Annotated in this window: 23 protein-coding genes; 12 read left to right on the forward strand and 11 right to left on the reverse strand. The window is 49.7% G+C overall.

Going from position 1 to position 26532, the window contains the following annotated elements; all coding sequences use genetic code 11:
* The first annotated feature begins 433 nt into the window (after nt 1–433).
* Nucleotides 434–1981 (forward strand): hypothetical protein, encoded by a 1548-nt coding sequence (locus EL268_RS31220; protein WP_232030615.1) that lies wholly within the window; start codon nt 434–436, stop codon nt 1979–1981.
* Nucleotides 1982–2029: 48 nt separating this feature from the next.
* Here the strand turns inward: EL268_RS31220 and EL268_RS31225 are convergent, their stop codons facing one another.
* A complete protein-coding gene (locus tag EL268_RS31225) occupies nt 2030–2698 on the reverse strand; it encodes a class I SAM-dependent methyltransferase (protein ID WP_106657242.1) in 669 nt (222 codons plus the stop codon).
* Nucleotides 2699–2810: 112 nt separating this feature from the next.
* Here EL268_RS31225 and EL268_RS31230 point away from each other — a divergent pair, with 112 nt between their 5' ends.
* Nucleotides 2811–3185: a BlaI/MecI/CopY family transcriptional regulator gene (locus EL268_RS31230; protein WP_106657243.1), complete on the forward strand. Its 375-nt coding sequence runs from the start codon at nt 2811–2813 to the stop codon at nt 3183–3185.
* 4 nt (nt 3186–3189) lie between these two features.
* Entirely contained in the window at nt 3190–4623 is a 1434-nt protein-coding gene (locus tag EL268_RS31235) for a M23/M56 family metallopeptidase (protein ID WP_106657244.1), read from the forward strand.
* 51 nt (nt 4624–4674) lie between these two features.
* Here EL268_RS31235 and EL268_RS31240 read toward each other — a convergent pair whose 3' ends face one another.
* Nucleotides 4675–5451, reverse strand: a complete 777-nt coding sequence (locus EL268_RS31240) for an arylamine N-acetyltransferase family protein (RefSeq protein WP_106657245.1) — start codon at nt 5449–5451, stop codon at nt 4675–4677.
* Between the two features lie 59 nt (nt 5452–5510).
* On the reverse strand, nt 5511–7265 hold the full coding sequence (locus EL268_RS31245; protein WP_106657246.1) for a sigma-54 interaction domain-containing protein: 1755 nt from the start codon (nt 7263–7265) through the stop codon (nt 5511–5513).
* A gap of 263 nt (nt 7266–7528) precedes the next feature.
* Between EL268_RS31245 and EL268_RS31250 the strand changes: the two genes are divergently transcribed.
* The 7 genes from EL268_RS31250 (at nt 7529) to EL268_RS31280 (ending at nt 15479) form a co-directional block, all read left to right on the forward strand.
* Nucleotides 7529–8311, forward strand: a complete 783-nt coding sequence (locus tag EL268_RS31250; protein ID WP_106657247.1) for an SDR family NAD(P)-dependent oxidoreductase — start codon at nt 7529–7531, stop codon at nt 8309–8311.
* Between the two features lie 52 nt (nt 8312–8363).
* Nucleotides 8364–9749 carry an aminomethyl-transferring glycine dehydrogenase subunit GcvPA gene (gcvPA, locus tag EL268_RS31255; RefSeq protein WP_106657248.1) on the forward strand — a complete coding sequence of 462 codons (1386 nt, stop codon included), beginning with the start codon at nt 8364–8366 and terminating at the stop codon, nt 9747–9749.
* Nucleotides 9750–9782: 33 nt separating this feature from the next.
* Nucleotides 9783–11372, forward strand: coding sequence for an aminomethyl-transferring glycine dehydrogenase subunit GcvPB (gene gcvPB / locus EL268_RS31260; protein WP_106657249.1), 1590 nt, complete (start codon nt 9783–9785; stop codon nt 11370–11372).
* 126 nt (nt 11373–11498) lie between these two features.
* Nucleotides 11499–12368 (forward strand): ABC transporter substrate-binding protein, encoded by an 870-nt coding sequence (locus EL268_RS31265; protein WP_106657250.1) that lies wholly within the window; start codon nt 11499–11501, stop codon nt 12366–12368.
* A 19-nt stretch (nt 12369–12387) separates the two neighbouring features.
* Nucleotides 12388–13089, forward strand: coding sequence for an amino acid ABC transporter permease (locus EL268_RS31270; RefSeq protein WP_106657251.1), 702 nt, complete (start codon nt 12388–12390; stop codon nt 13087–13089).
* Nucleotides 13086–13808 (forward strand): amino acid ABC transporter ATP-binding protein, encoded by a 723-nt coding sequence (locus EL268_RS31275; protein ID WP_106657252.1) that lies wholly within the window; start codon nt 13086–13088, stop codon nt 13806–13808. Before EL268_RS31270 ends, EL268_RS31275 begins: the two co-directional genes overlap by 4 nt.
* A 21-nt stretch (nt 13809–13829) precedes the next feature.
* Nucleotides 13830–15479, forward strand: a complete 1650-nt coding sequence (locus tag EL268_RS31280) for a M20/M25/M40 family metallo-hydrolase (protein ID WP_106657253.1) — start codon at nt 13830–13832, stop codon at nt 15477–15479.
* A gap of 58 nt (nt 15480–15537) precedes the next feature.
* Here EL268_RS31280 and EL268_RS31285 read toward each other — a convergent pair whose 3' ends face one another.
* Nucleotides 15538–16191, reverse strand: coding sequence for a glycosyltransferase (locus EL268_RS31285; RefSeq protein WP_106657254.1), 654 nt, complete (start codon nt 16189–16191; stop codon nt 15538–15540).
* Between the two features lie 169 nt (nt 16192–16360).
* On the opposite strand from EL268_RS31285, the gene EL268_RS31290 reads away from it, so the two are divergent.
* Entirely contained in the window at nt 16361–16786 is a 426-nt protein-coding gene (locus EL268_RS31290) for a MarR family winged helix-turn-helix transcriptional regulator (protein WP_056489008.1), read from the forward strand.
* Between the two features lie 109 nt (nt 16787–16895).
* Complete coding sequence (locus tag EL268_RS31295; RefSeq protein WP_106657255.1) at nt 16896–18293, forward strand: MFS transporter; 1398 nt, start codon at nt 16896–16898, stop codon at nt 18291–18293.
* 205 nt (nt 18294–18498) lie between these two features.
* Here the strand turns inward: EL268_RS31295 and EL268_RS31300 are convergent, their stop codons facing one another.
* From EL268_RS31300 to EL268_RS31330, 7 genes are all read right to left on the reverse strand, one after another.
* Nucleotides 18499–18930, reverse strand: coding sequence for a DUF2935 domain-containing protein (locus EL268_RS31300; protein WP_106657256.1), 432 nt, complete (start codon nt 18928–18930; stop codon nt 18499–18501).
* A gap of 129 nt (nt 18931–19059) precedes the next feature.
* A complete protein-coding gene (locus tag EL268_RS31305) occupies nt 19060–19305 on the reverse strand; it encodes a hypothetical protein (protein WP_106657257.1) in 246 nt (81 codons plus the stop codon).
* A gap of 141 nt (nt 19306–19446) precedes the next feature.
* The gene (locus EL268_RS31310; protein WP_106657258.1) at nt 19447–22122 is read right to left on the reverse strand and encodes a YhgE/Pip domain-containing protein; all 2676 of its coding nucleotides are present in this window, start codon (nt 22120–22122) and stop codon (nt 19447–19449) included.
* A gap of 133 nt (nt 22123–22255) precedes the next feature.
* Nucleotides 22256–23812, reverse strand: a complete 1557-nt coding sequence (locus tag EL268_RS31315) for a DUF4179 domain-containing protein (RefSeq protein ID WP_106657259.1) — start codon at nt 23810–23812, stop codon at nt 22256–22258.
* Nucleotides 23799–24356 (reverse strand): RNA polymerase sigma factor, encoded by a 558-nt coding sequence (locus tag EL268_RS31320; RefSeq protein ID WP_106657260.1) that lies wholly within the window; start codon nt 24354–24356, stop codon nt 23799–23801. Before EL268_RS31320 ends, EL268_RS31315 begins: the two co-directional genes overlap by 14 nt.
* 179 nt (nt 24357–24535) lie before the next feature.
* The gene (locus tag EL268_RS31325; RefSeq protein ID WP_106657261.1) at nt 24536–25519 is read right to left on the reverse strand and encodes a FecCD family ABC transporter permease; all 984 of its coding nucleotides are present in this window, start codon (nt 25517–25519) and stop codon (nt 24536–24538) included.
* Nucleotides 25516–26526: a FecCD family ABC transporter permease gene (locus EL268_RS31330; RefSeq protein ID WP_106657262.1), complete on the reverse strand. Its 1011-nt coding sequence runs from the start codon at nt 26524–26526 to the stop codon at nt 25516–25518. The genes EL268_RS31325 and EL268_RS31330 overlap by 4 nt, the downstream gene beginning before the upstream one ends.
* Between the last annotated feature and the right edge of the window lie 6 nt (nt 26527–26532).

The following is a 26532-nucleotide window of genomic DNA, read 5'->3' on the forward strand; positions in this document are numbered from 1 at the left end:
ATGATTAAAAACATAACATTCACGACTGTTTTATATGAGAGGGACACATTTAAAACCTGCAAAAATCCCCCTAATGTTCATCCATATACCCTTCAACATGCACGTGCCTTTCTTCATTCTAGCAGAAAATGATTTTCACAAAAAATTCATATTCCAAACGACAATTTATAACATTATTTCAAATAATTTTATTACATTAACGATAGAAAAAAGGGAGGCGATACCATCATTAGGATACTCTTAGTTGTTATTCTTGGGCTTTTGGCATTCAGTTTCTTTGATCTTGACATCAACATGGGAATAAACAGAAAGATTACCGTAGGCATTACAGTCGTTTTGGTTTTTTGGATGTCCTATCTTCAATATAAAAATCAAAGGAAAGGCAAATGAATGAAAAGCAAAGAAGCTAGGGGAAACCGTTTCGTTGGAAAGGATGGTAGGAATGACGCCTACAGTCGGAGACATCTACTGTGTTTTTGTCGAGAAACTGCAAAAGTACACAGCTTGCCAGGTCACATCGATAAAAGAGCCTGGCACGAGTAACGCCAGCCTCATCAGTATCCTCGAACTCGACTGGAGCAGCGATACACTGCCTGATGAATCAGAGCTGCATCAGATGAAGCCCTTATATTGCGACTACTTCTTCTGGAACAACGTACTGGAGCACAGCTATGTCGATAATGTCGTGCCTAAAGGCTACATAAAAGTAGGGAATATACCACCTCTCGTGACAGAAGAGACAAGGAGCTACGGCAGTTGGGATGTCGGAGGGAGCCTGTATCGTCAACATAAATGGAATCAAATTCCCGAGGAGCGTCGCCAGCAGTTCAAACAGGCCGCAAATGATGACACGATGATTTCACTGGGCGGGGAGAGCCTGCGCCGATCAACCAACGTCCTTCGTGCCGACATCCTGCGAAGCTTGACGGACATCTCCGAATTGGAAAAGCTGCCTTGCCTGACAAGCATCCATGCAGAGGAGCCTAACGATTCCTTGCTTGCCTTTATAAAAAGCAATCCGTTTATTCGGGAACTACACCTGGAGAAAGCCGGTCGCTCCTCTCTTGATCTGACAGGAAGCCATCTCAGTAAATTCTCTCTCCAAAACGCGGACGGGCTGGAGTCACTGCATCTAAACGATTGTCTAAGAGAACTCATACTGAACAAGGCCATTTCATCCAACCTGTTCATAGAAGCCGAGCAGGATGGGTATTGGCTGACCGCCTCGTTCTCAGATTCGCTGCCGCTTCACCGCGGACTCGACCATCTAGGAGGACTCCATCTGCGCAATGTGACGGAGCTGGACTTGCAGCCACTCGTCCAGCGGTATCCTTCGCTTCAGGACATCCGTCTGTGGGGCAAGCCTGGTACCCTCAGCAATCTGGGCAGCATCAAGCACTTGAAGGAGCTACTGACGTTTACGACCTACGATCTGTTTGGCTTCTCCGGGGACGAGTTCCCTTCGCCAGATCAATGTCCCAAGCTCTCTACGCTCTGGATGACAAGCCTGCCAGCAGAAGCAGCCAAAACCATTAAAGCCGCCTACAAAAAAGAAGTGAAAAATGGGCTGGATTTGTCCATCACCAAGCCGCGCAAGCCCGAATGGCTGACCAATAATTTAACCAATCCGTTTCGTGATTGGGATGGCAGAGAGCACATCTCAAAGGCCCACGCCAACAAGGCAGCCAGTCTCTATAAAAAAATGAACACCGCGATCAGCGCGCTCGAAAAGCAAAGCAGCGAAGACGCGACGAATGCGGAAGAAATACAAACTGCTTTGCGTGCATGGGTCAAAGAGTACACAGACACTTTCAACAAAATGGATCGCCGGACTGGCTTTATTGAAACGGTTGAGCGGGAAGAAATTTTCGTTGTGCTCGTTGAGCTGCTTCAGTCGGCAAAACGGAATTTTGCTACTACGGGTGTGGAAGTAGATGTGGACGAGCTTTTTGCTATTTTTGATCAGACACGTGATTTTTGAGGGAGAAAAAAGACGCCGCCTCTCCTACAGGAAGGCGGCTTTTGGTGCTTAGGCATTCTTTTTGATTACCCACGTACTCATGCAACGCTGTCCGGCTACATTCACCGTTTTGATTGGCTCCAGGAACACGCCTTGCAGCTTTTCCGTCATGCCCACCATCATCCGTTCCTTTACGAGAAAACGGGTGCTTCCGTCCGGCAACAAATAACGTTCATTTCCCAGTGGCTGTACAGCATCCTCAATCCCGATCGAGGAAGCAAGACGCATGAATAGAATGCCTCCTGGCTTCAGTACCCGCCACAGCTCCTCTAGCATCTGGCGAAAATGCTCTTCGTTTTCAGCAAAATGTAGAACGGCATTACTGATGATGAAATCGAAGCTTTCGTTTTCAAAGCTCATGCACTCAATCGGTTCCACACGAGCGCGCTCTGCTGACCAGTTTGGCGCCAATTGCGATGCCACCCGCTGTACAGCCTCAATGGCTTTTGCCGATTGGTCAACCGCGTACACCGAATAGCCATTTCGCAAAAAGTAGACCAAATTCCGCCCCGAACCGCAACCGGCATCGAGTATCTGCATTTCCTCCGTAACCCGTCCCTTTAACAACTGATCAAACAAGTAAATATCCATATCGCCAAACTGCTCGGCCAGATTCATATCTATCACAGCCTTTATCCGATTTTTCTTCAGTGTACCAATTTGCTTGTCATCTTCCAACGATGCCCACTTGGAACGGATTTACAAAATGATAGTTGACACCTGTTGACTACAATTGTAATCTTTAAAAAAGAATCAACGACTACAAATGTAATCGAAGGAGGTAGCTTACTTGGACGAGCAACCGCGAATCTCCGATGCCGAGTGGGAGATTATGAAGGTCATCTGGGCAAAGTCACCCGCTACAGCAGCCGATGTCATCCACGCCCTGCGAGACAACAAGACGTGGAAAGACAACACAATCAAAACCTTGCTCAGCCGCCTCATGCAAAAGGGCATTCTCACCTATGAGCAGGTCAATCGCGTCTACTATTACTCTCCTGTGCTCACTGAGGAAGAATGCAAGCGCCAAGAGCGCCAATCCTTTCTGCAGCGCGTGTACGGCGGGGCCTTAAAGCCCATGCTGGTTCACTTTTTAAAAGAAGAAAAGCTCTCCTCCCAAGAGATTGACGAGCTGAAAAAAATCCTTTCCGAAAAGGAGATATAAGCTGGTGGATTGGCAATGGCTCACACTCACCCTCAATCAAGGATTTACGTGGACACTGTATAACTCCATCGAGGCTAGTCTTCTTGTGCTCCTGATCTTGCTCTGCCAGCAGCTCGGCAAAAAGCATTTCTCCATCCGCTGGCACCACGCCGTATGGTTCCTGCTTCTCTGGAAACTCGCGGTTCCTTGGTCGACAGACAGCACGATCAGTTTGTATAACTGGCTGCCTGCTTCGCCTTGGACATCCATACAGGGAGCGCATCCGCCTACGGAACCGATTGTTCTCCCTACAGAGGCTTTGCATCCGCATAAATTTGCCCTCCAACCAGATGCCTCTCTAGCAAACGAAGCGAGCTTTTCCTGGATCAGCCTGCTTTCCCTCATCTGGATCGGCGGTGTCGCCATTTTCGCTGTCACCATGACTCGCAATACATACCGATTGCTCTCTCAGCTAAAAAACGATGCGTTCGTACAGGATGAAGCCATTTTGCGCGTCTTTTCCCAATGCAAAAAACAGATGGGCGTCACCAAGTCCATTCCCCTGCGCATGAGTCACCAGATGACAAGCCCTGCCTTGATGGGCATCTGGCGACCGCAAATATGGCTGCCGGAAAATCTTTTGGACAAGCTCAACGAGCATGATTTGCGCCACATTTTTTTGCATGAGCTGGCACATTGGAAAAGACGAGATATTCCTGTAAACAGCATCATGAGCGTGCTGCTGATCCTCAACTGGTTCAACCCGTTGTTATGGTACGCCGCTTCCCGCATGCGTCAGGATCAGGAAATGGCTTGTGATGCCTTGGCTTTGACTTATTTGCAGGAGACGGAGGTACCTCGCTACGGATACACCATGATCAAAATGCTCGAGCTGAATGCCCGGCCCAAACCAATTCGCTTCACAGCCGGGTTCTCCAGCTCCAAAAAACAGGTGAAAAGGAGAATAGAAATGATTCGTCACTTTCAAAAACGAGCGTATACGTGGACCCTATCTGGTATCGTGGTCGTCTTGGCTTTAGGCGTCTTCACTTTGACTGATGCAAAAAAAGCGCTAGGGAACGAGCAGACCTTCGTCGTCCCCGCAGAAGGTACAATCAAAAGCCCTATTGATCAAACAATAGGCTTGAGAATCGTAAACGAACTGAATACGCCCGTTCAGGCAGCCGCGGCCGGTAAGGTGGTCAAGGCTGAATACGATACACAAACAGGGAAAGGCAACCAGATCATTCTAGAGCATGAAGGCGGGTATCAAACGGTTTATTCACACTTGGAAAAGCTGGAGGTCACCGCTGGAGCTACTGTGACCCAAGGCCAGCTCATCGGTCTGTTGGGAAGTACGGGACGCAGCACGGGACCGCATCTTGCTTTTCAAGTTCTCGAAAATGGTGTACCCGTTGATCCGACGAAGCTGTTGGTAGACATAGAAGCAAAAGAATAAAGACGAAAGGCCACAGAAAAACATCTGTGGCCTAACTTGTTACTTGCTGTGCTATAAACGAAAATGCTGTTTCGCCAGCTCTTTGAATCTCGCATTGTCGATTTCCTCTTTAGTAACGGCTCCATCCGTCCAATGCGTAAAGGACGTATTTGTTAAAGTAACATTGCCTCTCTCTGTAAGCTGTGTAAGTAAAGGGCTTTTGTTGAAGGGAGACTGTTCATGTTCAGCGATAATCGTCTGAATCTCGTTTAATTCCGTTTCATCCGTCACCAGCTTCTGCGAATCAAACGTATAGCCGATTCTCCAGTCCGTATCCTTGTGCCGCAGCTTCATTTCGAGTACATAATCGCCATACTCCGTCTGCTCTTTCTTGATCCGAAACTCACCATTGCGCGAAGAAACGGTCTCTCCGGTTAACGGAACAGGCTTTAACGGCAGGTTCGAACCAAAACCCGTGTCGAGCAAATACGTTTGCCCCTCATATGTAAGCAAAATCGTGGCATGCGTTCGACCAATCGTGTAGTACTCGCCAATGTCCTGCCTGTAAACAACTCCGCGAATCAGATGGGCGTCAAAGCCATTTTCCAGCAAGAAGAAATACAGCATCGGATTGAGCTCGTAGCAAAGACCGCCTTCGTTTCTGACCAGTATCTTCTCCATGACGGACTCTCTAGAGACTACGCTTGTTCGCTCTTCCATAATGCACAGGTTTTCAAAAGGAATCGCCAATGCTGTCAGATCAAGGAGGCGATCCAATGTCTCGAAGGTAATCGTTTCATTTTCTGGCATACCGATCCTTTTCCGAAATAAGGCATTCAGTTCACTCATGCTTCTTCCCCCTAATTAGGTTCTCCCTCAAGTATACGACACGCTCCAGCACGATTTCCTTATATACCGAGCAGCTTCAGCTTTCGATACAGGGTGCGAAGCCCGATCCCGAGTTCTTCGGCCACCCGCTGCTTTCCTTTCAAATCACTGCCGTGCTTTTGCAGCGAAGCGCGAATGGCGTCCGCTTGTGCATCGGCGACCCTCGCTTTGATAGCTGGACTTGAATGCGAGGGAGCCACTGAAGGACGAGCACGAAGGCGCGGAGGCAAGCTGTCGACAGTCAGTACCGTGTCTTGCTCCATGTTCATGGCGTACTCGATGGCGTTTTCCAGCTCCCGCACATTGCCCGGCCAGTGATAGTGCGTGAGCTGATTGATTGCCTCTCGTGCTATCCCGAAGAAGGTGCGCCCTGCTTGCTCTCCGTACTTCTCCATAAATGAAACGGCCAAGAGCTCGATGTCTTCCTTGCGCTCTGCGAGTGACGGGACGTGTATCGGAATGACGTTCAACCGATAGTACAAGTCGGCACGAAACGCTTTTTTCTCCACGAGCTCCTCCAGGTTCTGGTTCGTCGCCGCGATGATTCGTACATTGATGGGAAACGACCGCGTGCCGCCGATGCGTTCCACGACCTTTTCCTGCAAGACACGCAGCAGCTTTGCCTGCAACGAGAGTGGCATATCGCCGATCTCATCCAGAAAAAGCGTACCTCCCTCTGCCATTTCGAAGCGCCCTGGCTTTCCTCCCTTTTTGGCTCCGGTAAACGCGCCGTCCTCATAACCGAACAATTCGCTTTCGAACAGATTTTCCGGAATGCTGGCGCAATTGATCGCGACAAACGGGTAGTATGCTCGCGTACTTGCCTCGTGAATCGCTTTTGCCAGATGCCCTTTGCCTGTCCCTGTTTCGCCGGTAATCAGTACCGTAGAGCTGCTGTTACCGATTTTCATCGCCATTTCTTTGACCTGTTTGATGGCTGGACTGTTTCCCACGATTTGAGCAAGGCTATCCGCTTTGCCAGACGAACGGCTCGGTTGATGATCCATCAAACGCGGAATGGTTAGCGAGCCCCTCTGCACGCGAAGCACGCCGCCAATGAGCTGACTGTTGACGATGATCGGCGTGGCCTCGGTCGGAGCATCCAGCTTGTCAACGAGACAATTGGCAATCGGCAAGGAATGCGCGGCCATCCGTGATAATGACGGCAGCAACATCCGTGAAACCTCCGCAGGCAGCAGTTCATGCTGGGACAGCAGTCTACGCGCGCTGGCGTTCGTGTGAATGACATTGCCATTTCGGTCAAATGTGAAGTACGCATCGGCAACTGTATCCAGCGCTCCCTCCAGCAGCCTCATGGAGTCATCAGACGATTCGATCTGTCTGGTCGCATGGGACTGTACAATCGCCGTAATCATCTCGCTGACTTCTGTCAGGATTTGCTGGTATTTCTCTGTATGCTTGGACAGGCGATTTTGACCTTCCTTCGTAAAGGATGTGAGGGAAACGACCCCGATTGCATGATTGGCTACCTTAATAGAAGAGAGCAGCTCTACTTTGGCGGGGCAGCTGTCGAGAAAACGGCATCCTTTGCACATTTCCATGGAGCCGGGTTTGTCTACCACATACTGTCCTTTTGCCAACACGAACTCAATCGAGGGCACATGCACATTTTCGCCTTTTTGTTTCAAGTAGCGCTCTGTACTCACGACCAATAGGCCGCGCTCGTTAATCACCGCAGCATCCACGTTCAATATATCTGAAATGCTTGTAATGACCTTTTCGATGGCTGGTTTGCACAGATCCAACGAAACCATGGATATCCTCCCTGCTTATTGTCCTTGCCCTCTATTTTATGAAACATTTAGACAATTCACAAACATTTTACCCCTGATGTTTGCCAATAATGACAACTCATTGCCACTTTTGTCACTGCCATGACGGTCCGACACGCACGCAGAATCTCGTGAAATCAGCTTTTTTAGCAATCAAGCAAGGAGCATGTAACTCGGCGGGGTTCATTTCGTACTTGGCACAGTGATTGCAATATAAACTTTTCAACTAGGGGGAGTGATCAACCATGGTAAACACGAACGAGGTATTCAATCTGCAAGGAAAGGTAGCATTGGTGACAGGTGCTGCTTCCGGTATCGGACTTGCAACAGCGAAACGACTGGCGCAATTCGGAGTAAATGTCATGCTGCTTGATATCAACGAAGAGCTCGGAGAAAAGGCGGCACAAGAAATCGTAGCGGCGGGCGGGTCAGCCCGTTATTTTACATGCAATGTCGTTTCCCAACAGGATTGTCGTGAAGTAACCAAAGCGATCGAGGAAGCGTATGGTCGCATCGATATTTTGTTCAACAACGCAGGCGTGATTCGAAGAAAGACAGTCGTCGAGCTGGAAGAGGACGATTGGGATCTGGTCGTCGATGTCTCCTTGAAGGGGGCTTACAACCTCTCGAAATTCGTCATTCCGGTCATGGCGAAAACAGGCGGAGGCAGCATCATTAATACGGGCTCAGGCTGGGGTATCAAGGGCGGTGACAAGGCTGCGGCCTACTGCGCGGCAAAAGCTGGCGTCGTCAACCTGACACGAGCAATGGCGATTGACCACGGTCCGGAAAACATCCGTGTGAATTGTGTGTCACCTGGCGATACCGACACACCTCTATTGCGAGAAGAAGCGCGCCAGCTTGAAAAGGAAGAGGGAGCATTCCTCGTCTCCTCTGCCCAAGGGCGTCCGCTGGAGCGTCTCGGTTCTCCGCAAGATATAGCCAATGCTGTCCTGTTTTTTGCCAGCGACCTGTCATCCTGGGTGACTGGTTCCGTACTGGTCGTCGACGGCGGCGGTTTGGCTTAATGGATCGTTAATCCGACTGAATATTCCAACGAAGAGATGGAGGAACCATGAGATGAGCGTACAACGTTTTGCCCACCCGTATATTCCGAATTCTGCCCCTGAAGTCAAAGAGAAAATGCTTGCCGAAATCGGCTTTTCCAGCATCGAGGATATCTATGCGGACATTCCCGGGGAGCTCCGCCTAAAGGAAAAAATGAACATCCCGAAAGCTTTGACCGAATACGAGCTGGAGCGCCACGTCAACCAGCTGATGAACAAAAACCAAACGACGAAAGAAAATATCAGCTTCCTCGGCGCAGGCTGCTGGCCGCATTTTGTTCCCGCTGTCTGTGATGAAATCAACTCCCGTGCGGAGTTTGTGACGGCATATGCTGGTGAGCCTTATGAAGACAAGGGGCGTTTTCAGGCGTTGTTCGAGTACCAAAGTCTCGTAGCTGAGCTAGTCGATATGGATGTCGTGAACGTTCCGACCTTTGACTGGGCACAGGCTGCTTCTACTGCTCTGCGCATGGCAGCGCGTATCACCAAACGCACAGAGCTCCTGGTCTCGAAAAATATCCATCCCGACAAGCTCCTGATCATCAAAAACTATACGTCTCCTGATCTTACCGTCACCTTGATCGATTTTGAGAACGAAACAGGCAGACTTGACCTGAATGATCTAAAAGCAAAGATAAGTGTAGATACAGCAGCGGTTTACTTCGAAAACCCTACCTTCCTCGGCTCTGTGGAAGTAAACGGACAAATGATTGCGGACTTAGCTCATGCAGCTGGTGCCATTTGCGTAGTCGGCGTCGATCCCATCTCTCTCGGCGTGATGGAATCTCCGGCGAATTACGGCGCGGACATCGTTTGCGGAGATTTGCAGCCGCTTGGCGTACACATGCATTACGGCGGCGGGCAATCCGGCTTTATCGCAACACATGACGATCCGACCTACGTCATGGAATATCCGTCCCGCTTGTTCGGAATCGCTCCGACAGAAGTCGAAGGCGAATACGGCTTCGGAGACGTCGCATACGACCGCACCTCTTTTGCCAAACGTGAAAAAGGCAAGGAGTCCGTCGGAACGCAAACCGCACTATGGGGCATTACCGCAGGCGTGTACCTGGCGACGATGGGACCTGTGGGCATGGAAGAAGTCGGGCAAGGAATCATGCAGCGCTCCCAATACGCAGCCAAGCAGCTCTCTTCTCTTCCTGGGGTCGAGGCCAAATTCGCCGCTCCTTTCTTCAAAGAGTTCGTGATCGACTTCTCGCAAACGGGCAAAACCGTCAAAGACATCAACGCTGCGCTTCTCGCCAAAGGAATTTTCGGCGGAGTTGATTTGACTGAACACTACCCGAAATTGGGTCAATGTGCGCTCTACTGCGTCACGGAGGTTCATACCCAGGAGGATATTGATACACTCGTTGCTGCCATCAGGAGCATCTTGTAATCAAGGAACTTTTTAAAAAGGAGGAAACCGACCATGAAAACATCCGAAGGAACAATCGACAAAATGAAACGGATTCCGAGAGACCATAAGGTACGCCGCTTCCACCAAGCGAAGTGGGATGAGCCTGTCATTTTTGAACTGAGCCAGCCTGGCGAGCGTGGCGTCGAGGTACCACCCGTCGAGCCACAAATCGTGGAGACCGTAGGCGATGGCATCTCTCAGCTGCCAGACAGCCTGCGCCGGAAAAAACGGCCGAACCTCCCCGAGATCAGTCAGTACCGCGTGATCCGTCATTACTCCCGGATTTCACAGGAGGTTCTGGGGTCGGATTTCAACGTAGAGATTGGGCAAGGCACCTGCACAATGAAATACTCCCCGAAAATCAACGAACGCTTCGTGCGCTCGCCGAAAATGGCGGAGCTGCATCCGCTGCAAGACGAGTCCACTGTCCAAGGAATGCTGGAAATGACGTATCAGCTCGATCTGTACCTGCGCGAAATTTCGGGAATGGACAAATTCTCGTTCCAACCGGGTAGCGGCACACAGGCGTTGTTTACCCAAGCCTCTATCGTGCGCAAATACCACGAATCTCGCGGCGAAGGTGAGCAGCGCAACGAGTTTATTACCACCCATTTTTCCCACCCGTCCCAAGCCGCGACGGCAGCAGTCAAAGGCTTCAAGATCATTTATGTACCTGCTGACGAAAACGGCTACCCTGATCTGGAAGCGCTAAAGGGCCTCGTCTCGGAGCGAACCGCTGCCTTTGCCGTAGCCAATCCAGAGGATACAGGCATTTACAACTCCCGCATCAAGGAGTTCACGGACGTCGTCCACGCCGCAGGGGGGCTGTGCTGCTACGATCAAGCAAACGCCAACGGCTTGCTCGGCATTACCCGCGCGCTGGAAGCAGGCTTTGACATGTGCTTTTTCAACCTGCACAAAACCTTCTCTGTCCCACACGCTTGCGGCGGACCTGCAACAGGTGCCATCGGTGTCACTGCCGAGCTTGCGCAATTCCTGCCAGGACCGATCGTAGACTTCGACGGAGAGCGTTACTTTTATAAGCGTGATTTGAAAAACAGCATCGGGAAAGTCCGCAGCTTTTACGGCGTACCACCTGCTGTTCTGCGCTCCTACGCTTGGGTCCGTGCACTTGGTGCTGACGGCTTGAGGGAAGTTGCTGAAATCGCTTGCCTCAACAACAACTATCTCTATCACAAAATCCTGCAAATCCGCGGTGCGAGCGCGCCCTATATACAAGGCCGACGACTGGAGCAGGTTCGCTATAGCTGGCAGCAGCTAAAAGAAGACACGGGCGTCACGACATACGATGTTCAGCGCCGCATGGTCGACTTTGCCCACCATTACTGGACCAGTCACCACCCGTACGTCGTGCCGGAGCCGTTTACGCTGGAACCAACAGAGTCCTATTCCATGGCAGAGCTCGACGAATACGTCGCGGCACTTACGCATATCTCGCAAGAAGCCTATGAGAATCCGGAGATCGTCAAAACAGCGCCGCATAATAGTACAGGTCACCGTGTCCTGGAGTCCGTGCTCGATGATCCTGATCAATGGTGCATCACATGGAGAGCTTATTTGAAAAAGACGGCACAAAATTAGTTCACGTTAGGGGCAGGGCGGCACGTACGCCCTCTCCCTTTTCCTATAGAGGCAGCACACTTTTTCCGTTTCCCAGCTTGGTCGGCAAGACGTATTGCACACCATATCCGTTAGGGGGATTCTCGTATGAGGAAGAAAAGTTTGTTTCCTGTCGCTCTTTTGGTAAGTTCGCTCCTATTCTCCATTTTGGGAGGCTGCGGGTCCAATATAACAACACCACCTGCACAACCAAATGCAAACGCTTCCACTAATTCCTCTACTCCCTCCACTCCACCTGCACAGCCTGCTTCCGAAGTGAAACTCAAGCTCGTTCATGAAGGAAAACTCACTTTTGCCATGAGCGGCCTAATCAAACCACTTAACTACAAGGACACGAATGGCGTACTGACCGGATTCGACGTGGAAATCGGCAATGAGATCGCCAAACGGATCGGACTCGAAGCCAATCCGGTGACCAATCCTTGGGAAACCATACTGCAAGGGCTGAAGGGCGGCAAATACGACGCCATTATTGGCAGCATGACGCACACAGAAGAACGTGCCAAACAAGTAGACTTCACAGACCCCTACTACATTTCTGGCGGGCAGATTTTTATTGCGGAAACAAATGAAAGCATCAAAACCAAGGACGATCTAAAAGGCAAAATCATAGGTGTTGTTCAGGCAAGCACGCACAAAGACGCCGCGGAAACCTTGACTGACAAGACAAATGTAAAAGGCTATCCCTCAGATATCTACGCCTTGCAGGATCTCCTCCCAGGTCGAGTCGACGCTGTGATCACCGACCGTGTCGTCGGCACCTCTGCGATCAAGAATCAAGGCCTGAAAATCAAAGCGACGGGCGAGGTTCTGAACAAGGAAAACATCGCGATTGCTGTCACCAAAGACAACCCTGAGCTGACCAAAAAAATCAATGAAGCCATCAAAGCCATGGTTGAAGACGGTACCTACGAGCAAATCAGCATGAAATGGTTCGGATCGAACCTGTTGAAATAACGCGGGAGGTTGAGCAGCCATGGGTTTTGTGACCAGTATCCTTGATATTTTTACGATTCATGGAAAAGCTTTTTTGGAGGCAGCTTGGGTTACCGTTTCACTCACCGCCGTATCCTTGGCGATGGCCTCTGTGATCGGACTCGTTTTCGCCTTTTTCAAAGTATCCGGGATTTTCGTCCTGCAAAAGCTGGCCGACACCTATATCTTCATCGTGCGCGGCATGCCGTTGATCGTCCAGCTCATGTTCCTCTACTACGGGATATCCAGTGTTATCGTGCTCTCTGATTTTACGGCAGGTGCGCTCGCGCTTGGCATCCACTCTGGCGCCTACATTGCCGAGATTTTTCGGGGAGCCATCCAATCGATTGACCGCGGTCAGATGGAAGCTGCCCGTTCACTCGGGATGCCGTACAGTCTGGCGATGCGCCGAATTGTTTTGCCACAAGCCTTCAAACGGGCCATTCCGCCGCTTGGCAATCAGTTCATCATCGGGTTAAAAGACTCTTCACTCGTCGCGTACATTGCCGTTACAGAGCTGTTTAACCGTGCCTTGTCTGCACAGGCGGAGAATTTCATGCCTTTTGAAACGTACTTCGTCGTCGGACTGTATTACCTCGCGCTTGTCGCTATCTTTTCCTTTATTTTAAACCGTGTGGAAAAACGTCTCGATACTTGCAGAACGCCCGTCAGCACTCCGAAACCAAAAGAGGTGGCAGCATGATCAAGGTACGCAATCTGGCCAAGTCATTCGGGAACCTGCATGTGCTCAAAAACATCACGCTGTCGATTCAAAAATCAGAAGTGGTTGTGTTGATCGGAGCGAGTGGGTCAGGAAAAAGCACGCTGCTCAGATGTCTGAACTTTCCGGAAATAAAAGACAAAGGCGATATCGAGATCAACCATCAGGTCATCGATGTCAAAAACAGTGATTTGAACAAAGTACGCGAGCATGTCGGAATGGTTTTTCAGCATTTTAATCTGTTCCCGCATATGACCGTGCTGGAAAACGTGATCGAAGCACCAATCTACGTCAAAAGGAAAACCAAGACGGAAGCGACCGCAAAAGCCATGGAGCTATTAAGCCGCGTCGGACTGACAGACAAAGCAAACGCCTATCCCGAGCAGCTCTCCGGCGGGCAGAAGCAGCGTGTGGCGATTGCCCGTGCCCTGGCAATGGAGCCCGATATTATGCTGTTTGATGAGCCTACTTCTGCCTTGGACCCCGAGTTGGTAGGCGAAGTTCTCGCTACCATGAAAGACCTGGCTCGCGATGGCATGACAATGGTCGTCGTCACGCACGAAATGGGCTTTGCCCGCGAGGTAGCTGACCGAGTCATTATGCTAGCGGACGGAGAAATGGTCGAAGAAGCTCATCCCCATGAGCTTTTCACGAATCCAAAGCATGAACGTACCAAACGATTTTTACAACAAATTTTGTAAGCCAAAGACGAGGTGGAACCCATGCTACAAAGCCGTGAATCGATCCTGCAATTGACCGATGAACTAGTCAGCATTGAAAGTATCGTGAACACGACAGGCGAAATCGCCGTTGCTACCCATCTGCACGAGCATCTGAAGTCATTCCCCTATTTTCAAAAGCATCCAGATCAGTTGATTCTCTCCCGCACGGTCAACGACGAGGTGGAGCGCTACAACGTCCTTGCTTTTGTCAGGGGAACTAAGGAGTCGAGCGCCAAAACCGTTATTTTGATGGGGCACACGGATACGGTCGGCATCGAGGATTACAACCATCTGAAGGACAAAGCCTGCCATCCGACTGCACTCATGGACGCCTTGAAAGATGAACCACTGCCTGCACTGGTGAGTGAGCAGCTGGAGTCAGGTGATTGGCATTTTGGGCGTGGCGTGCTCGATATGAAAAGCGGCGTAGCGAGTCACGTCTACTTGCTGAAGTACTATTCCGAGCACCCGGAAGAGCTGGCGGGCAATCTCCTGCTGCTTGCCGAATGCGACGAAGAAGACAGCTCGCATGGCGTCCTCTCCTCCTTGAAGGATTTGAAAAAATGGCGAGAGGAGCACGGTTTTGACTATATCGCGCTGATCAACTCCGACTTCGTCGCCCCGCGCTACGATGGGGACCCGAATCGCTATATCTATAAAGGAACTGTCGGCAAGCTGCTGCCTTCCTTTTATATCACGGGCTACGAGACACATGCGGGCTCTTCTTTCGAGGGGCTCGATCCCAACTTTATCGCCGCAGAGCTGACCCGTCAGATCAGCTACAATCCTGACCTGTGCGACGAAGCATACGGCGAGACACCTGTCCCTCCTGTATCGTTGAAGCAGACGGACTTCAAGCCGACCTACACGATCCAGACCGCCCTATCGGCGTATGTCTATTACAATTTCTTCATCCATTCCTGGTCTCCGAAGCAAGTCTTGGCGCTACTGAAGGAGCAAGCCGAGATCGCTTTTGAAAACGCACTGACTCTGTTGCGTGAGCGTCACCGCCGCTTCTGTGAGAAGAGCGGTCAAGCTTGGACTCCACTCCCTTGGAAGACGAGAGTTTTGGTCTACGAGGATATGAAAAAAGAGCTGATCGCCGAGCATGGGGACGCCTTCCTCTCGCACATGAAGCAGTTTAAAGAGGCGCTTTTGCAAGACAAATCCTTGGATGTACGCATGTTCTCAGCTCGTGTGGTTGAGGAGGAGGTCAAGTGGATGAAGGACAGAAGCCCTGCAATCATTCTGTTCTACTCCTCTCTCTACTCTCCCTGCATCGAGCTCGTTGGCAAAGATGAACGGGAGCAAAACTTGATAGATGCATTGGAGCAAGCCGTTGCAGCTGTCCAGCCTGATTATGCACACCCTATCGTGACGCGCAACTTTTTCCCGTATGTTTGCGATATGAGCTGCGTAGCCCTCTCAGACGATGAGGAAGGCATTCTCGCGATCGAAGAGAACAATCCGAGCTGGGGCAGCAAGCATCACGTCGAGTATCAGGACATTCGAGACATCAATGTACCGTGCATCAACATCGGTCCGTATGGGTACGATGCCCATAACCGTTTCGAACGGATGGAGATTACGTATTCTACAGAAGTGGTTCCCTCTGTGACGAACGAGATTATCAAGCGACTGTTGAAATAATGAAAACGCCAGCACCGATTCCGAAGTGTGCTGGCGTCTTTTTTGTTCACGAATTTTTTCAGAACTGGTTCGGGAACTGCTTGATGATTCCTGCTGTCAGCACATCGGCAAACGCGATAATGTGATCCTCACCTTGATCAAATGCAGCAATATCCGCTTCCCAGTCCTTTTTCAATCTCGCCTGGAGATTATCATTGAGCAGCTTCAGATGCGTGTACATCATCTCTTTTAGTTCCTTCTCTGTCCAATTGGGGTTGGCGCTGCTTAAGAACTTGGCGATATCATCCGCATTCCGGTGCCAGTCCTTATCAAGCTTTGCCACGGTAGCCTGATCGCCTTTTTTGGCTGCATCAATGATTTTGCCGCCTATCATAATATGCTCCGTCAGCAATTCGGTAAGCTTTTTACCTGCTTGCTCTCCGTAAAATGGCTTCATTGCGTTCCCGATATCCACCTGGTTTTTCAAGAGACGTGCAAGTATGGCGTCTTTGTCTTCCAGCCCTGCCAAGGCGCTGACCATATATTGATGGTCCCATTGCAAATGGTCGATCCAGAGCTTTCTCATATCCCCTTGCAGCTTTACTTCTTTCGGCTTTATACATTCTGCCTGCTGTACATTTCCTTGTGATTCCTTGGCTTCTGCCATGCCCGGCACACCAAGTAAAGCGAGGCACATCAATAACAGCGTTACTTTTTTGAGTAGTAAAGTCATTTATTCCTTCTCCTTTTCTGGTAAATAGTGAATCCCGCTGTTATTTTGAGCAAATTTGGCTTTTTCATGCGTCTAACACATCAGCGCTGCAAATTGACACTTGTCGGAAGCATCCTTATAGTTGTCTTATCAACAGTTGCCCTGACTGCTTAACCTAGGAGGTTTCGCAATGAAATTGGATGAGTATATCGGCGTCATCGTAAAACGAACGGATTTAAAACTGAACAACTATTATCAAAAAGTATGCAACCCGTATAACATCACCATCGATCAGTGGATGATTTTTGTCGTGTTATGGGAAGAAGAAGGTTTGACCCAGAACGAGTTGGCTGAACGCACCTATAAGGATAAAACGAATATCGCGCGGATGCTCTTTCTCATGGAGGAAAGAGGATTTATTCATCGCGAAACAGATAAAAAGGATCGCCGCTCCCTTCGTGTCTATCTGACTGAAAAAGGGCGACTTTTAAAAGACGAGGTCCTTCCTCCCTCCATTGAAGCGTACGAGAAAACCATTGCAGGATTGACCGAAGAAGAAGTGAACCAATTTCGAAGAACACTCAATATCATTTATGAGAACGTGAAAAACTTGTAAAAACAAAACATATTGCAGGATGTCATTTTTTGTATATAATTAGTTGTTATAGCAACAGTTTTTATAACAACTTTCAAAGCAAAATATATACAAAAAAGGAGTAAAAATGATGAGCACAGAAGGGATTTGGAGCACGCATTACCGAGCGTTGACGATTGGGATTATTCTTGTGGTGACTGCTACAGCATTTGAAGGCTTGGCTGTCACAACAATCGCCCCCGCTCTTTCCCGAGAGCTGCAGGGTGAGGATCTTTATGGGTGGGTATTCAGTGCATATTTGTTGGCTCAGTTGATAGGAACCGTGGTCACAGGTCAATTCGTCGATAGAAAAGGGCCTGCCCAGCCTTTTATTGTCACTATCGTGCTCTTTGCTGTTGGGATTGTTGTTGCTGCAATCGCGCCTGATATGCTTACTTTACTGCTTGGGCGAGTGATGCAAGGATTCGGTGCCGGTGCCTTGGTCAATTGCGTGTATACCATGATTACTTTGCGTTACCCCGATTCCCTTCGCCCTCAGATTCTCGCTGTCTTCTCCAGCGCTTATATCCTTCCAGGCCTGTTCGGACCGTATGTCGCCGGGATTATTGCTGAACAGTTGTCGTGGAGATATGTCTTCTGGTTGATCCTTCCCTTTATCTTTCTGTCTGCACTCTTAACCACCCCCTCTTTCCGAGGCTTACAGCCGCCACAAGCAAGCGCGGCAAACAATCGCAGTCTTCTTCTGCCCTTTTTCTTGGCCTTAGGGACTGGTGCCTTGCTTTTTGGACTCGGCAAAATTCCCTCGATCTACGGTTTCCTGCTATCCATCGCAGGTTTGCTTACCCTCAGTGTGCCTTTATATAAACTGATGCCTGAAGGAACACTCCTCGCACGCCCAGGCTTACCTGCTGTCATCGCATCTCGGGGTCTGTTTGTCGCTGCCTATTACGGCACACAAACGTATCTCGTCCTTGGACTCACTTCGATTTTAGGATTAACCGCTGACAAAGCTGGTTTAGCTGTTGCCTCCGCAGCAATCAGTTGGTCGCTGGCAGCTAATGTACAAGCAAGGCTGGACAAAAAAGACCAAGGGGCTGGTCGAAAAAAACGAATTATCATCGGTCTCGTCATTATGCTTATCGGAGTAGCTGGCACTGTACCGCTGACATTGATTCAACAAGACCTTTTCGGGATCGTGGTCGCGATTTTTAGCCAGATCATTATGGGCTTCGGAATCGGTTTGGCTCACCCGACAAGCGGTGCTATTGCGTTTTCTCTTGCAAAACCTGGTGAAGAAGGAAAAGTATCTGCTGAACTATCTATCGCCGATACGTTTACGCCAGCAATTGTCATTGGGGTGGGAGGAGCCATTGTATCTGTGATGACTGCTTTTGCGTTTTCACTTTCTGTTGGTATTACCGCTTCCCTGCTCCTCCAGACGTTCATCGTCCTACTGGGGCTGGCATCTGCTGCCCGACTGGCGACACGTTCCTTACCTGTTCAAGAAAAAAGAGACACTTTGGGGTAGCCTCACGAAACGGATCGTACGCTTGTGCCAAACGTGACCACACCCCCTGTAGGAAAACCTACAGGGGGTTCATCTTATCAGGGCCAATCTCCTGTATAAGTATGGTTTCATGGATTTTATGTAAGAAATTGAATTGCCTGACTTAAGGAGGTAGCTGTAATACGGAATCAAAAGCTCCTCCGCTTACCTTTTGAGCCAGTAGTCTTTAACCCTGAGGATCGCCGTATAGAATGACTCGCGCAATGCCGATAAAGTATTCAGATTCCCTAATGATATGATCGAGTATCGTTTTAGCTATCGGATTATTCTTAGCAGCTGAACTATCCATTTTAATCTGACGGCACAGTTCAATAAATTTCATGCTTTCATCTAGGCAGTATGTTACAAGTTGGATCACCTGTTGATGAAGCTGGGCAGGAACATATTGACTGCGAATCACCGATTCTACATAACTCACGACTTCTTGATGAGTTCCCGTCAGAGCTTGCTCCCATTGTTTTAGCGCCTCCACATATTGGTTCTCCAAATTTGTTAGAGCCTCTCGAATGACAACAGTGTGCTCGCTCTCTTGCATTTTCCAAAATTCCGCTTCATCCAAAATCCGTAGTGGCATTTGCTGACCATAATAAAATTGCATCCCCATCCTCCCCTATTTTAGAATGCTCTCTTCTCACAATATGGGGAAGACGCGAGGGTTATGATTTGGATTACCACAATGCTCCATCTGTGCTGACATTGTATGACCGTAGCTTTGAAATGGGCGATTCTATTCAGCCTCCTGCTTGTACCGGTTTTTTAATTCCTCGAGGCTTTTGTCTGTCTTGTGGAATCGTCTTTCCAGCCGATCCTGGACTACTCTGGGCAATTCATTTTTCAAAATGTGTACAATATAAAACAGGGTTCCGATAATGACGAACATACTCAATATCAAGGTAATTTCTGGCGTAATGATAAAAAAGCACACACCGCCTATCAAAACCGTCAGTAGAATGTATCCAAACCATCTCCCCATGGCTCACTCCCCTTTACGATTCATAAACCACCTATATTTTACCAAATCATATAATCACTTGTCCTTGAAAAAAGGGTGCCCTCCAGTAGTGATATCTACGTGAGGACACCCTGCTAATTTCAATTGACTTCCGTGTAACCTTTACCCAATAATCTTGGTCTTTTTCGCATTCTCCATCGACTTTTCAATGATTCCGCTCAGCGGACGCTTCAGCGCGAGCGCCACAAACAGGCTGATACCGATAAAGCCGAATAGTACGAGTATATCCCGGATCGCCGTTTCCCAGAGGATGCCGCCCACTCCTTCACGCAACAGGCTGATCGCATACGTGAAGGGCATGTATGGGTTAAGCGCTTGGAAAAACGGTGAAGTCATGCTGATCGGGAACGTACCGCCCGAGCTGGAAAATTGGAACACCATGAAGATGATCGCGATGCCTTTGCCCACGTTGCCGAAAACGGACACCAGCGTATACGTAATCGTGACGAACACCAGGCTGACCAGCATGCCGAATAACACAAACGGTGCTTTATCCGCTACATAGGCCCCGAGGATGTAAATATCACCGAGCGTAACGAACAACGCCTGAAGCAATCCAATTGTCACAAACGTTCCCAAGCGGCCCAGGTACAACTGATACGGCTTGTACACTCCGTCTGGATTTTCCGCATTCGGCTTCAGCAGAGAAATCAACAAGGTCGCGCCTACCCAGAGAGACAACACACCGTAAAACGGTGACATGGCCGAACCATAATTCGGAATCGGGTAGAGGCGGTTTTCCTTGATCTGCACGGGACTTGCGAGGAATTCGCTCTCTTTTTTAATGTCGCCGCGCAATAGCTTGGCAAGATCGGCGAAGTGGTTGTTCGCCTCGACCTCTCTCAGCTTGTCAGCCGCCTGCCCAATGGCACTCTCCAGCTTGGGCAGATCATCGCGAACCAATGCGGCAACTCTGTGGACGCCCGCCTCCACCTCCGGGAGCTTGTAGCGCACAAAATCAGCCAGCTTGGTCAAATCCGCCTCCGCTTTGGGCAGATCGTTCTGGACGAATGCCGCTGCCTCGTCGAGCTTTTTCCCGATGGCAGGAAGATTGCTCTTCAGGAATGGAGCTGCTACGCGAATGGCATTTGCAAAAGCATCCGACTTGCTTCTGAGCGTTTGCGCGAGCTCGTGGACCTTCGCCCGTATTTGCGGCATCTCCTGCTGGATTCGTTTCAATTCTGCCAATCCCAGCTCCAAGCCCGTCTTTGTCTCTTGGAGAATCGCTTCGATATCCGGAAGTTTTTCTTGGGCTTTATGCAGTAGATCGGCAGATTCTCCTGTGATCACCTTCAGCCTTTCAAGGCCCTCGGATATTTTCGGGACGATTTCGCTATCGTAACGGGACAGGATGTCTCCCAATTCCGCGCTGACGTTTTTCGAGAGCTGATTCAGACTCTCGACCAAGTCTTTCGCAGGCTGCTTTCCTTTTTCCAGTGCGCTTGCAATCATGCCGAGAATCTCGATTTGCCGGTTCATTCTGTTCTCAATCGTGCGCAGCCTCTCTGCGAAAGGACTCAATGGCTGTCCGGGAATATAACTGTTTACTTTCTCTACAAGCGATGCGGTATGCCCCAAAACATTCACGGCTCTGGATAACCTGTCTTTCACGGCATTTACCTCACTCGCAGTAGGCAAGCGGTCCGGATTGATTTGCAACAGCCTGTCTGTGAGTTGTGTGAGCGCATCAGATGCTTGCTGGGCTAAGATGAGATTTTGCTTGATCAGCGGTGCAATCGTTTCAAAGGCACCGTCATGCTGCGTAAAAAAGTCATTGAGCTGATCAGCAACAGCCGCGCCCTTATCAGTCAGATCAGCGATACGCGGCAGCGCATCTTGAGCAGCCGAAACGATCTCAATGGCTTGACTCGCCTTTTCTGTGGCCGTAGTCACAGCGTTTGCGACTTTATCAAAATTTTGATCCAGCTCTTCAATTCGTCCAACCGCTTGCTCAATCACCGGCAGCTTGTCTTCCATCGCGATAATGACCGACGCCGCCTCATTGATTTTCGGCCAGTTTTGCTGAATTTTGAGCACGGCTTGTCCAGCTTGATTGATCTCCGGGATTCTTTTTTCCACTTCCAGAATGATCTGCGCTTTTTCGTGAATCTCGGGAAGCTTCTTCTCAATCTCCAAAACCTTTTGCCCTGCGGCACGAATCTCGGGCAGGCTCTTTTCCAGTTGGAAAACGCCACTCTCGATTTTGCGGATGGTCGGCAATTGCTCTTCAATTTTAATGCCGATCTCTGTAAGCTTCGTCAGCAAAGCTTCACTGACGCTTTCCGTAAAACTCTCGTTGATCTGCTTGGCAATCGCCGACACACCTGACGAGGTGATTTTGGGAGCGACGGCGTTCACCTTTTCATTGACGGTATAGATCACTTCGGGCTTTTCCAGGTTGCCGTGGACAATTCCCGTGATTTTTGTGGAAAAGTCAGCCGGGATCAGGATACTGGCATAGTAATCGCCCCGCTCCACACCCCTTCTGGCCTCTTCTTTGTCCACAAAGGTCCACCCTAGTTTCTGGTTGTTCTGCAGGCTCTTTACGAGCTCCTCCCCGATGTTGATCTTGTGATCGCCAACCGTGGCTCCCTGATCCTCGCTCGTCACCGCCACCTTGACACCTTGCGTATTGGCGTAAGGGTCCCATACCGATTTGATGTTGATCCAATCGTATAAGCAAGGGAGGAGAATGATGGCGATGATCAGAAAAATCCCAGTCGGGACCTTGAAAATGTTAATCCAGTCTGTTTTGTAAATCTTCCATATAGACCGCATGTATGTACCACCTGGTAGGAAAGAATGGATGAAGCATGACACTTACATGACAGTTTACCATGAAAGGAAATGGGCGGGAATGAGCTGTCAGTAGTAGCATGAGCTGCTGCACGCCAAATTATGATAGACATCGTTAGCGCGCTGGACTCACCATGTCAAAGCTCCAATCCACATTTTCATACCTTTTTACAAGCTGACTGGCCGTGATCGTTACCGGTTGATTTTCCCTACCTTTGGGGAAATCATGGATGGTGATCGAGCGATCCTCTTTTTTCATTTTCACGACGCCCAATCCGATTGCATCAATTCCACGGTATTCATAGGTGTCCTGGTGGTATGTGACCTCTGCCTCAATGATACCTACGTATCCGGATGTGCCGGGAGCTGGATCAGGATCGGGCGCGATGCGAAACGCCTTCAAGACGAACGTATTCCCCTCATTGGTGAAGGTGACTGGCTGGCTGTTGAGTTCCGCAGGCGTAAATGTCAGGAGCAAATCGGACGGTTCTGCCTTCTCGATGTAGACGGTACGATATGTCAGCTTTTTGTTTGGTTCAATTGGACCGTAAAACTCGCCATTGGCTCCATTCGTATCCATCACTACCTTGCCTGTCTCATCGACGATTTCCCACATGACTGTCGCATTCGTTCCGAAGAAATCCCATAGCTCTTCGGCGGTTACTTTGTCATCGTAAAGCGAATTATTGACCTCCACCATCGCTTGCACTCTCGATTCCATACGGGCACGCTGTTGCTCATTCATTTTGGAGGAGAGGATCAGCTTTGATTCTATCGGCGTCAGCACTAGTCGGTCAGCCTCCAAGATAAATCCTTGCGGTGAGGTGTATGTTTTATGTATCGGAATCGTTTGCGTTGCCGATTTGCTTTTTTCCAAAGAGACGGGGACCTTCAAATGCCAGCTTCCATAAACGGGATTTCCCTTCTTATCGTCTTTTGCTGAGGCTTCATCGTGCAGATCCACTCTATTTACTTTCAAGTTGAGAATCAAATCATTTGGAATGTTCTCTGGTAGATACAACGTCTCGAATCCGTATGAATGCTGCACCTCGGTTCCGATGTATTTCCCGTTTTTGTCTGACAGAAAAATCCGGTTGTCCTTGTTATCAAACTCAATCGAAGCCTCTAGCTCTTGATTTTGTTCTGTGAAAAACCGAATCGACACGTACATTTTCAATGGATCGACCAAAATCTCATCTATCAGCATGGTAATGCCTTGATCGGTTACCTTTTGATTCACTTTTTGAGAAAAGCCCAGATCGCCTCCACGCTGCATCTCCGCGTTAAACGACTCGGAAAAAATCGATGTGACATAGTGCGCGAGCGTAGGAGATGAGACGACACCCACGGTTAGGGCAAGCAGCAGGACAGCTGCAGGAATACCTGCTCTTTGCCATAGTCGACGGCCAGGCCAGTTTTTTCGACGCATCGTTCCTTGTTGCCGCTCTTCTATCTGTAGCACCTCCGCCATGACTTGATCGGTGAAAGGATCTGAGGCGGATACGATTGGCCAAGGTTTACTTAAATCGGCATCCACTTCGTCGACTTCCTGAAACAGCATGGCCTGACAATGCTCACATCCAGCGATATGGTCTTGAAGCTGCTTTCCTTCCTCGTGTGAAAGCTCTTGGTCGACCTGATTGATCAGCCTGACACAATCAGTACATTTCATGAAGCTCCCTCCTTTTCCCCATGAGCTCACGCAGCTTTTTTTTCGCGCGGTACAAGTGAACCTGCACGGTTGTCACCGGAACCTGCATCGTCTCGGCAATTTCCTGATAGCTCAGCTCTTCAAAATAACGCAGTGTAAGCACGATCCGGTAATGGGAGGCGAGCTCTCCCATGACATCTACTAGTTCATTGTGCTTTTCACGCGCCAAGTAAAACGATTCCGGGTCTTCTTTACTGGTATGGACCGTATTGGACTCCTGGAAAGGTACGCTCGGATGCTTCTGGGCATCCCGCCATGCTTGCAGACAACAATTGATCGCGATTTTGTTTAACCAAGCTGAAAATGAACGGCTTGCATCGTATTGCTGCAAGCTTTTATACGCATTGACGAATGCTGACTGTGCGAAATCTTCTGCATCCTCTGGGGAATTGCCCATCCGCACGAGTAACGAGCACACCCTGTTTTTGTACTTGTTCACAAGGTGGGCAAAGGCATGCGGGTCGCCTCCCAAGACTTGCTTCACCCACTCTTGATCCTCCTCCATGAACTGTCGCTCCCTTCTATTTCTATCACCAGACATTCCGTTCACTTCTACTGTCCAGCAATCATTCTACCTTTACTATGAAAAGATCGGTTTTTTTCTTACAAGGATGGATAATTTTTTTCCGAATAGAAAAAAGCCATCTTTCTCTCCAAAGCTAGAGGAAAAGATGGCTTTTCTTTTTACTTTCTCTTCTCTTGACGCACCAAATACAAGAAGTACGGAACACCGATGACCGCCGTCACAATACCCGCGGGAATCTCGATCGGAGGATTCAGTCCCCTCCCCAATGCGTCTGCAATCACGAGAATCAACGCTCCCAAAACTGCCGCACCTGGCAACAGATACCGATGCTGATGACCGAACAACTTTCTCGCCATATGTGGCGCAATTAATCCAACAAAACCAATCGAGCCAATCGCCGCTACACATGCGCCTGCCAATGCAACGGCGAGCAGCAAGAGCACATAGCGTGTCCGTACGACATTCAGCCCGAGCCCGGTGGAGCTCCCTTCATCCAGACTGATAATGTCCAGCTTTCGATGCAGGGCAAAGCTAATGGGAATGAATACGAGCAGCCACGGCAGCAACGCATAAATTTCATCCCAGCCTTTTCCCCACAAGCTCCCCGCCAGCCAGACAAGAGAATCATTGGCTTGCATCGGATACTTCACCATGATGAATTCCGTCAGCGCTTGACAGATCGCCCCTACACCCATGCCGACCAAGGCAAACGTCGTTGGCTGTGCACCGCTTTTCCGAGCGAAATAGATGAGGGCAATCGCTACCGCCAGTGCTCCCAAAAACGCGACAATCGGGAGAAGAATTGGTGAAGCAGTCGGAAACAGAATGATGACCACAACCGCGAACAAGCCCGCACCTTTGGTTACCCCTGCAACATCTGGAGATGCCAGCGGATTACGGATCATTCCTTGCAAAATCACACCAGCGATCGCGAAGCCCGCTCCTGCAAGAATCGCGAGCAACGCCCGCGGCAATCGATAGTTTTCAATCATAAACGTAAGCGGCGAAGATTCTCCCATGATCACCCGGATGATTTGATCAGGGCCGATAAAGATCGGGCCGATTCCCATGCTAAGCAATGCTGCCACTAAGACTAAGGCGCTGAGGCCAATCAGGAGCAGGGTATTTTTTCGTGAAGTCATACCATTTCCCTCCCCTTTTTTCTCGCCAAGTAAAGAAAGAACGGGGTTCCCAGAAGCGCCGTTACAATTCCTACAGGAGACTCAAACGGATAGTAAATCAAGCGAGCCACTACATCTGAGATTGTGACCAAGACAGCGCCCCCAAGCGCAGACACAGGGATAACCACCCGATAGTCCGTACCGACGAGCCTCCTTGCGATATGTGGAACCATCAGTCCGACGAAACCAACAGCTCCGGCGACAGCAACAGAGGCGCCTGCCAAAATAACGACCACAACATAAGATAGCAGTCGGACGCGGGCGATTTTTTGCCCCAATCCCATCGCGACTTCCTCCCCCAGTCGAAACACAGACAATGAGCCGGACAGCCAGATCGCCAGCAGTAGTCCCACAATCGACCATGGCAAAATCAATTGCACATCCGTCCAAGCCGCTCCGCTAATGGAGCCAGACAACCAGTACAGTACATTCGATATGTGTTCGTTAAAAATAATAATTCCCTTCGTAACGGAGGTGAGCAGCAGGTGGATGGCCATACCTACCAAAGCGATCTTGAGATTGGTCATCCCTCGGGAAGCTGCGAAGCCAAAGACAACAAGTCCCCCGAGAATCGCTCCGCCAAATGCAAAATAGATGAGATTGGCTTTCCCGATATCCGGTAATAACACAATCGCGAGTACGACCACCAGACAAGCCCCCGCATTGACGCCAAATACTTGCGGGGAAGCCAGTGGATTGCGGGTAACGGCCTGCATCACAGCTCCTGCCACAGCCAAATTCGCCCCGATGATGGCTCCCAGCACTGCTCTCGGAACTCGGATGGTTTGGAAAATCAAAAGCTCCTTGGAGTACTCACCCGATAGCCAATTCGTCACTAATGATCGAATCTGCAGCGAAGCTACTCCAGTAAACAAGCTCAGCAACAAACCAATGAGCAAGAGGATCGCCAAGCCGATCGCAATGAGGACAAAGGTACCTTTTCGTCGTCGTATCGTTGTTTTCTGCAATACAAG

Source organism: Brevibacillus brevis, from assembly GCF_900637055.1.
In the GTDB taxonomy this organism is placed as follows: Bacteria; Bacillota; Bacilli; order Brevibacillales; family Brevibacillaceae; genus Brevibacillus; species Brevibacillus brevis.